At 74.9% G+C, this 7,921-nt stretch carries 11 protein-coding genes; 10 read left to right on the top strand and 1 reads right to left on the bottom strand.

Annotation, left to right across the window (positions count from 1 at the left end; all coding sequences use genetic code 11):
* From VM242_10265 to VM242_10220, 10 genes are all read left to right on the top strand, one after another.
* Positions 1–409 (top strand): hypothetical protein (locus tag VM242_10265; GenBank protein HVM05549.1); only part of this gene is annotated, 409 nt, incomplete at its 5' end.
* Positions 410–416: 7 nt separating this feature from the next.
* A complete protein-coding gene (locus tag VM242_10260; GenBank protein ID HVM05548.1) occupies positions 417–1,025 on the top strand; it encodes a hypothetical protein in 609 nt (202 codons plus the stop codon).
* A gap of 57 nt (positions 1,026–1,082) precedes the next feature.
* On the top strand, positions 1,083–2,687 hold the full coding sequence (locus VM242_10255) for an FAD-dependent thymidylate synthase (protein HVM05547.1): 1,605 nt from the start codon (positions 1,083–1,085) through the stop codon (positions 2,685–2,687).
* Between the two features lie 146 nt (positions 2,688–2,833).
* The gene (locus tag VM242_10250; GenBank protein ID HVM05546.1) at positions 2,834–3,847 is read left to right on the top strand and encodes a LysM peptidoglycan-binding domain-containing protein; all 1,014 of its coding nucleotides are present in this window, start codon (positions 2,834–2,836) and stop codon (positions 3,845–3,847) included.
* Complete coding sequence (locus tag VM242_10245) at positions 3,838–4,875, top strand: LysM peptidoglycan-binding domain-containing protein (protein ID HVM05545.1); 1,038 nt, start codon at positions 3,838–3,840, stop codon at positions 4,873–4,875. Before VM242_10250 ends, VM242_10245 begins: the two co-directional genes overlap by 10 nt.
* Positions 4,876–5,230: 355 nt before the next feature.
* Positions 5,231–5,680: a DUF4193 family protein gene (locus tag VM242_10240; GenBank protein HVM05544.1), complete on the top strand. Its 450-nt coding sequence runs from the start codon at positions 5,231–5,233 to the stop codon at positions 5,678–5,680.
* Positions 5,677–6,393 carry a hypothetical protein gene (locus VM242_10235; GenBank protein HVM05543.1) on the top strand — a complete coding sequence of 239 codons (717 nt, stop codon included), beginning with the start codon at positions 5,677–5,679 and terminating at the stop codon, positions 6,391–6,393. Before VM242_10240 ends, VM242_10235 begins: the two co-directional genes overlap by 4 nt.
* The gene (locus VM242_10230; GenBank protein ID HVM05542.1) at positions 6,393–6,866 is read left to right on the top strand and encodes a GNAT family N-acetyltransferase; all 474 of its coding nucleotides are present in this window, start codon (positions 6,393–6,395) and stop codon (positions 6,864–6,866) included. The genes VM242_10235 and VM242_10230 overlap by 1 nt, the downstream gene beginning before the upstream one ends.
* Positions 6,867–6,871: 5 nt before the next feature.
* Positions 6,872–7,300: an NUDIX domain-containing protein gene (locus VM242_10225; protein HVM05541.1), complete on the top strand. Its 429-nt coding sequence runs from the start codon at positions 6,872–6,874 to the stop codon at positions 7,298–7,300.
* 118 nt (positions 7,301–7,418) lie between these two features.
* A complete protein-coding gene (locus tag VM242_10220) occupies positions 7,419–7,634 on the top strand; it encodes a hypothetical protein (GenBank protein ID HVM05540.1) in 216 nt (71 codons plus the stop codon).
* A gap of 22 nt (positions 7,635–7,656) precedes the next feature.
* Here the strand turns inward: VM242_10220 and VM242_10215 are convergent.
* A partial coding sequence (locus tag VM242_10215; protein ID HVM05539.1) for a hypothetical protein occupies positions 7,657–7,921 on the bottom strand: 265 nt, incomplete at its 5' end.

Raw genomic sequence — 7,921 nt, 5'->3', positions numbered from 1 at the left:
GGTCCTCGCCCGACGCCCATGCCCATGCCAGCGCTGGCTGGAGGTGGAGAAGCTGGCCGAGGACCTGAACGCGGCGGAGAAGGAGGCCGGGCTGCCCCTCACCCGGGCACCCGACGCCGGCTTCGCCGCGCTGGCATGGGCATGGGCGTCGGGCGAGGACCTGGACGAGGTCATGGGCGCCGAGGAGATCTCCGGCGGCGACTTCGTGCGCAACGTCAAGCAGCTCATCGACCTGCTCCGCCAGCTGGGCGACGTGGCAGCGCGCCCGTCCACGGCGGCCGCCGCCCGCCAGGCGGCCGACGCCCTGTTCCGGGGGGTGGTGGCGGCGTCGTCGGTCGTGGGCACCGGCGCCGGTGGCGCGCCCGGGCCCGGGGCCGACGCCGAGGCGGCGCCCGCGCCGGCGCCGTGACCGCGCCGTGACGATCGAGAAGGGCAAGGCGTGGGGCGCCCCCGGGCCGCTTCCCGACGACGGGGTGGTCGTGCGCTCCGACGCCGAGGCCCGCGCCGTGCTGGAGGAGGCCAGGCGGGCGACCCGGCCGTTCCCGGTGCTCGGCCTGGTGGGAGGCGACCTGTGCCGGACCCTCGGCGGCCGGGGCGACGAGGGGCGACTGCGCTCGGAGCGGGCCGTCACCTTCCCCGTGGACCTGGGCGAGGCCCTGGTTGACGGGGTCCTCCACCTCTTCGTGGCCCACCTCGTCGCCCGCGACCGCCTGTGGCGCGACGTGTTCGTGGCCATGAACGCCCAGTGGCGGGGGCCGTGGAACCTCGGCCCCCGCGCCCACCCCAACGACGGCCGGCTCGACACCTACCGGGCCACCCTGGCGCTCGGCGACCTCGCCAAGGTGCGGGCCCGCCTCCACCACGGGGCCCACCTGCCCCACCCCCGCATCACCGAGCGCCGGGCGCCCGCCGTCCAGGTCGAGCTCGACCGGCCGAGGCGGGTCGAGCTGGACGGAGCAGCCGCCGGCCGCGGGCGGCGCATCTCGGTCCGGGTGGAGCCCGACGCGCTCAGCGTGGTCGTCTAGCGCGCGCCCCGCGGTCCGCCACCGGCACCGGGGTCGGGCCGTACGCTGCACCTCCGCATGCACTACGCATCCGAGGCGTTCACGGTCGACGAGCAGGCCGTGCTGCGCCGCTACTTCACCAACCTCGACCGGCCGGTGTTCGCCCTCGTCAACCTGCCCGAGGTGGTGAAGGGCGCCCTGTTCGCCCGCTACTCCCGGTCCTCCAAGAGCCTGCGCCGGCTGTTCCTCGACGAGTTCGTCGAGGACCTCGACATGGAGGGCGACCTCACCGTCGACGCCACCATGGGCCTGGCCCGGGCCGAGCAGCTCTACGACCGGGTGTTCCTGGAGTACGGCGACGACTCGGTGGCCCAGCTGGGGGGCGTGCACCTGGCCTGCGAACAGGCGTCCAACCTGCTCACCAAGGTCCTGGAGTGGGGCCGGCTGATGGCCTACCTGGAGCAGTCGACCCGCTACGTCGCCTACGACGTGCGCCTCCAGAACGGGCGCTACCGGTACTTCCGCGACCCGGCCGTGGCCGCCTCGGCGCTGGGCGCCCGCTACGTGGGCGACATGGACCGGTTGTTCGACACCTACGCCCGTCTCGTCCCGGTCATGCAGGACTGGCTCGCCGCCCGCTATCCCAAGGAGGCGGGGGACTCCGACTTCGTGCACCGCCAGTCCATCCGGGCCAAGGCGTTCGACGCCCTCCGGGGGATCCTGCCGGCGGCCGCCCTCTCGAACGTCGGGATCTACGGCACGGGCCAGGGCTACGAGATGCTCCTGGTACGCATGCGGGCGTCGGCCCTCCCCGAGGCCCGGGCCTACGCCGGGATGATGCTGGAGGAGCTGCGCAAGGTCATCCCCTCGTTCCTCAAGCGGGTCGACATGCCCGAGCGGGGTGGCGCCTGGTCGGCGTACCAGCAGGCCAACCGCACGGCCATGGCCGGCGTCGCCGCCCGGGTGCTGGCGGGGGAGGAGCCCGAGCCCCGGCCCGCCGTCACCCTGGTGGACTTCGACCCCGACGCCGAGGACAAGCTGGTCGCCGCCATGCTGTACCCGTACTCGGACCTGCCCGAGGACCAGGTGATGGCCCGGGTGCGCACGATGTCGGCGGACGAGAAGGCGTCGGTGGCCCGGGCCTACGCGGGGGAGCGCTCCAACCGGCGCCAGAAGCCCGGCCGCGCCCTCGAGCGCAGCGGCTACCGCTTCGACGTGCTCTCCGACTACGGGGCGTTCCGCGACCTCCAGCGCCACCGCATGCTGACCATCGAGTGGCAGGACCTGACGCCCGGCCACGGCTACGTGCGGCCCGAGGCGGTCGACGAGGCGGGGGAGACCGGGGCGTTCGACGAGGCCATGGAGCGCTCGGCGTCGCTCCACCACGCCCTCTCCGGGCCCTTCCCCGCCCAGGCCGCGTACGCCGTCGCCCTCGCCTACCGGGTCCGCTACGTGATGCAGCTCAACGCCCGGGAGGCGATGCACGTCCTCGAGCTGCGGACGGGGCCCCAGGGGCACCCGGAGTACCGCCGGGTGTGCCAGGAGATGCACCGGCTCATCGCCGACCAGGCCGGCCACCGCCTGGTCGCCGACCTGATGCGGTACGTCGACCACGGCACCTACGACCTCGAGCGCCTCGAGGCCGAACGCCGGGCCGAGGCCCGCCGGGCCGCCCGCCCGTAGGGGCCGCCTCCGCCACGTCGAGCCGTGGGCTGTCGCGGCCCCGCGTGCCCGCCACCTTGTGGCTGCTGTTGAATCCGGGGTTGATGTTGTCGATGAGGTCCCTGTAGATTGTTCCCCACTTGTCCGTGGGAGGTCGTGTGCCGCGAATGCAGGCCCTCGGTGGGCTGGTGATGCTGGCGCTGGCCGGGGGGGCGCATGCCGGCGCGCCGAAGGCGACGACCTACACCGTCCGGTCGGGGGACACCCTGGGCGCCGTGGCGGCCAGGACGGGCGTGCCCGTCGCCTCCCTCGCCCGGGCCAACGGGATCGCCGACCCCGACCGGGTGCGGGCCGGCCAGGTCCTCACCGTCCCCACCGCCGGGCCGCGGGCCGGCGCGCCGTCCCCCCCGGCAGCGGCGCCGGCGGCCGCCACCACGGCGTCGTACAAGGTGCGGCCGGGCGACACCCTCGCCCGGGTGGCCAGGCGAACCGGCGTGCCGGTGGACGCGTTGGCCAAGGCCAACAGCGTGAAGAACGCCGACCTGGTCCGGGTCGGCCAGGTGCTCGCCATCCCCAAGGTGGGCGAGCCGGCACCGGTGGTGGCGGCCCCGCTCGCCGCCCTCCCGTCGCCCGTGGTGGTGGTGGGCGGGGGGCGAGAGCACCGGGTGGCCAAGGGGCAGACGCTGGGCGCCATCGCCCGCCAGTACTCCACGACCGTCGCCGACCTCGTCGGCCTCAACGCCGTGAAGAACCCCAACCTGGTCCGGGAGGGCGCGGTGCTCAAGGTCCCCGGCGGCGAGTGGCTGTGCCCGGTGAAGGGCACGACCCAGTTCACCGACAGCTGGGGCCAGCCCCGCCCCGGCCAGCGCCGCCACCTCGGCACCGACCTCTTCGCCGCCCGGGGGACGCCCGTGGTGGCCAGCGTGGGTGGCACGGTGGCGCACGCCTCGGGGGCGATCGCCGGCCTGGCGTACTACCTCACCGGCGACGACGGCAACACCTACTACGGCGCCCACCTCGACTCCCTCGCCGCGTCCGGCCGCGTCGAGCGCGGCACCGTCCTCGGCACCGTCGGCTCGACGGGCAACGCCAAGGGCACCACGCCGCATCTCCACTTCGAGATCAAGCCGGGCGGCGGCGCCTCGGTCAACCCCTACCCGACCGTCGCGGCGTGGTGCTGAGCGGGCGCCTCCGGGGCGCCGTCGCCCTGGCCGGGATGATCGGCGTGGCGGTGGGCGGCCAGGCCGGGACGAGGGTGGTCGAGCGGGGCGAGACGCTGTCGGGCGTGGCCCGTTCCGTCGGGGTCGCCGTCGACGACCTGGCCAGGGCCAACGGGATCACCGACGTCCACCGGGTGCGGGCCGGCCAGCGCCTGGTGGTGCCCGGTCCAGCCGCGCCGCCCGCCACCGCAGCAGCGGCGGTGGTGGCACCGGCGACGGTCGAGGTCGCCCGGGGCCAGACGCTCTCCGCCCTCGCCCGGTCCCTCGGCGTCGGCGTGGACGAGCTGGCCCGGGCCAACGGGATACGCAACGTCCACCGGGTACGAGCGGGCCGGCGCCTGGTCGTACCCGCCACCGCCACCGCCACTCCCGCGGCGGTCGTCGCGCCGGCGCCGGCGCCCCCGCACCGCGCCGTCGAGGTCGGGAGGGGCCAGACCCTGTCGGCCGTCGCCCGCTCGGTCGGCGTCACCGTGGACGAGCTGGCCCGGGCCAACGGGATACGCGACGTCCACCGGGTTCGGGCCGGCCAGCGCCTGGTCGTGCCGGCCGGCGCGACGTCGGCCTCCAGCGTGCCCGATGCGCTGCGGGCGCGGCCCGACCGGCTGGTGCTGCTGCCGCTGTTCGACGCCGCCGCACGCGATTTCGGGATCCCCGTCGACCTGTTCAAGGCCATGACCTGGCAGGAGTCGGGGTGGCGGAACGACCGGGTGTCGTCGACCAACGCCCTGGGCATCGGCCAGCTCATGCCCGCCACCATCGCCTTCGTGAACGGCGTGCTGCTGAAGGCGCAGCTCGACCCCAACCGGCCCGAGGACAACATCCGCATGTCGGCCCGGTTCCTCGCCTACCTGCTGCACCAGAACGCCGGCGACGTGCCCCGGGCCCTGGCGTCGTACTACCAGGGCCTGGCGTCGGTGCGCAGCCGGGGCCCGCTGCCCGAGACGGTGCGCTACGTGGCCAACGTCCTCGCCCTGCGCCACAAATTCTGAGCAGAAAGTCGCGCCGCCCGGCAACCCTCCTGACCTGCGACGACGCGCGAACTCCCTGGTCAGGGCCTCCTTGACGCCTGAGCGGCGCGTGCAAGACTACGAGTCGTCCCTAGACGCCCCAGACGCCAGGTCGTGGGCCTCCGGCTCCCGTCGGGGATCCGGAGGGGGTGGTCACCGGGCACGCGGGGGTACCAGGAAGCCCAGTAGAGAACGTCCCAATAACTCATCGTCGCGGGCGCCCGGACGGTCGAGCCACCGGACGGCACCAACGGCTTCCTGGTCCCTCAGCGCGGTCTTGCGGCTGGAGGCGCGCGGTGTATGGTTCCGCCGCCCGGACCGCTCTGTGAGGACCTTCATGGCTGACGACGACGTCGACGAGGAGCTGCTGGAAGAAGACGTCGACGAGCCCGACGACCTGGAGGAAGGCGATCTCGACGACCTGGCCGACGACGACGACGACATCGTCCTCGACGATGCCGAGGTCGTCGAGGACGATGTCGAGATCCCCGAAGTGGTCGCAGTGGTCACTCCCGTCCCGTCGGACGAGGAGGAGGATGAGGAGGAGGACGACGAGGCCGACGAGGACGACGTGGAGGCCAGCCTCGACGTCATCCTCAAGGAGAAGCTGGTCGTCGCCGACGACGACGACGCCGAGGACACCGCCGACCAGGACGAGCGGGTGGAGACCACCACCAAGGTGCTGCCCAAGCAGCCCGACGAGTTCGTGTGCCAGTCCTGCTTCCTGGTGAAGCACCCGAGCCAGTTGGCCGACCGCGACAAGCTGCTCTGCCGGGACTGCGTGTGACGGAAGGGCCGGGCTCGGGGGCCGAGCGCTCGCCGCTCGACCGGGCGGTCGACCTGCTCGTGTACGCCCCGCTGGGGCTGGCGCTGGCCGCACGCGACGAGCTCCCGAAGCTGATCGCCAAGGGTCGCCAGGAGTCCCAGGGGCAGGTGGCCATGGCGAGGGTCGTGGGCAGGTTCGCCGTGGGCCGCGGCCAGAAGGAGGCGAGCAGGCTCCTCCGCGAGGCATCGGGACGCCTGGCCCGGCTCGGCCTCGTACCCGACCCGGGCCGGGCCGCGAAGCCGTCTGCCCGGCCGTCGTCGCAGACCCATCGGTCGGCCGAGTCGTCGGCCGAGACGCGGGGGGGGGCCGCCGCGCCGGGCCGGCCGGCGGAGCCGTCCGCCGACCCGTCCGCCGACCCGTCCTCGGCGACGCACGGGCCAGCCGCCGCCCCCGGCGCCACCCCCGGCGCCATCCCGGCGCCGCCGGCGACCGAGCCCCGGGCGGGGGCCGGGCCCGCAGCGGCGCCCCCCGCCGACGAGCCGCCGGCGGGCTCCGTGCCCGACGGCCTGGCCATCCCCGGCTACGACTCGCTGTCGGCCCCCCACGTGGTGCAGCGCCTCGACGGGCTGTCGGCCGACGAGCTGGAGTCCGTCCGGGCCTACGAGACGGCCCACCGGGGGCGCAAGACCATCCTCAGCAGGATCGCCCAGCTCCAGTCGCCGTCGGGCGCCTAGTGGAGGCGGCCCGCCGCGCCACCGAGAACGACGTCCCGCGGCTGGCGACGCTCTGCCGGGCGGCGCTCGCCGAGCTGGGCGCCCGCGAGCGGGGCGGCGCGCTGTTCGTCGCCCGGGAGGGCCGGGCCGAGCCGCTGGAGGAGAGCCTGCGGGCGACCGTCGCCGGCCCGGCATCGGTGGCCGTCGCCGGGACCATCGACGACACGGTGGTCGGCTTCGGCACCGGCCGGCTCGAGGGCCTCCGCGACGGCAGCTGCCTCGGCGTCATCGACGAGCTGTTCGTCGAGGAGGGCGCCCGGGCGGTCGGCGTGGGCGAGGCGATCATGGGGGAGCTGTTGGCGTGGTTCTCGGCGCGCGGTTGCCTGGGCGTGGACTCCACCGCCCTCCCGGGCGCCCGCGAGACCAAGAACTTCTTCGAGGAGTCGGGGTTCACGGCACGCCTGCTGGTGATGCACCGGCGGCTGAGGGGCTGACGGGCGTGACCGACCCGGGTGACGGGGCGTCGGACCGCCCGCAGCTGTGCGTCGGGGTCATCGCCGTCAACGCCGAGCGGCTCCTCCTCGTCCGCCGGGGGCGCGGCCCGGCGGCCGGCGAGTGGTCGGTCCCCGGCGGCCGCGTCGAGCTGGGGGAGACGCTGGCCGAGGCCGTGCTGCGCGAGCTGGCCGAGGAGACGGGCCTCGACGGCGTCTGCGACGAGCTGGTCGGCTGGGTCGAGCGCATCGGGCCCGACCACCACTTCGTGATCCTGGACTTCCGGGTCAGCGTGCTCGACGCCAGACGGCCCGAGGCCGGGTCCGACGCCGCGGAGGCGGCGTGGGTCCCCCTCTCCGAGGTGGCCGAGCTACGCCTCGTCGACGGCCTCGCCGAGTTCCTCCACGAGCACGGGATCCTCGACGTCATCGCCTGACGAGACTCCCCGGAGGGCCCGGCAAGATCGACCGGAACGTCGTGTCGCGTTCGTGATCGCTCCGCAAATGTGCGCCGAACACGCACCGTAGGCAGAACAGGCCGGTATCCTACGAAGGGTGGGGTATCCACCACCGGCACCGGGCTGCGACGACAGGTGCGGGCGTCTCCAATGCCCGTTCTGCCTGGCGTACGACGTGAGCCGCCTGTTCGTGGCCAGCCTCGGCATGGACGCCTGCGAGTGCGCGTCGTGCCGGGGCCGCTGGGACGAGGAGCACGACAGCGGCGCCTACCGCGGGCGCTCGGAGCGAGAGTCCATCCTCGTCCACGACTGACGGCCGCGCCGCCGCCGTCCGCTCAGTCGCTCCGAATCGCGGCGGCCTCGCCGGGGGACGCTTCTTCCGCCGCCGCCGCCTCGGCTGAGGGCGCGCCGCTCGCCGGCGCCGCCTCGGCGGCCCGTCCGGGGTCGGGCTCGGCCGCCGGCTGCGGGGTGGGACCTGTCGACACCGGCTCGGTGGAGGTCTCGACGTCGGGGCCGGCGGGCCCCGCTTCGGCGACGGGCTCAGCGGTCCGGCCTGCCGCCCGCTCGTGTGTGACGTCGGCGATGGGCTCGGCCACCGTC

Source organism: Acidimicrobiales bacterium, from assembly GCA_035540975.1.
Lineage (GTDB): Bacteria > Actinomycetota > Acidimicrobiia > Acidimicrobiales.
Note: the sequence above shows the minus strand (reverse complement) of the source record. Positions and strands in the feature narration are given on the sequence as shown.

Bases quoted from the DNA above. Each gene is read 5' to 3' on its own strand.
- VM242_10255 (HVM05547.1), top strand. From the start codon at position 1,083: ATGCACTACGCATCCGAGGCGTTCACGGTCGACGAGCAGGCCGTGCTG.
- VM242_10250 (HVM05546.1), top strand. From the start codon at position 2,834: ATGCAGGCCCTCGGTGGGCTGGTGATGCTGGCGCTGGCCGGGGGGGCG.
- VM242_10240 (HVM05544.1), top strand. From the start codon at position 5,231: ATGGCTGACGACGACGTCGACGAGGAGCTGCTGGAAGAAGACGTCGAC.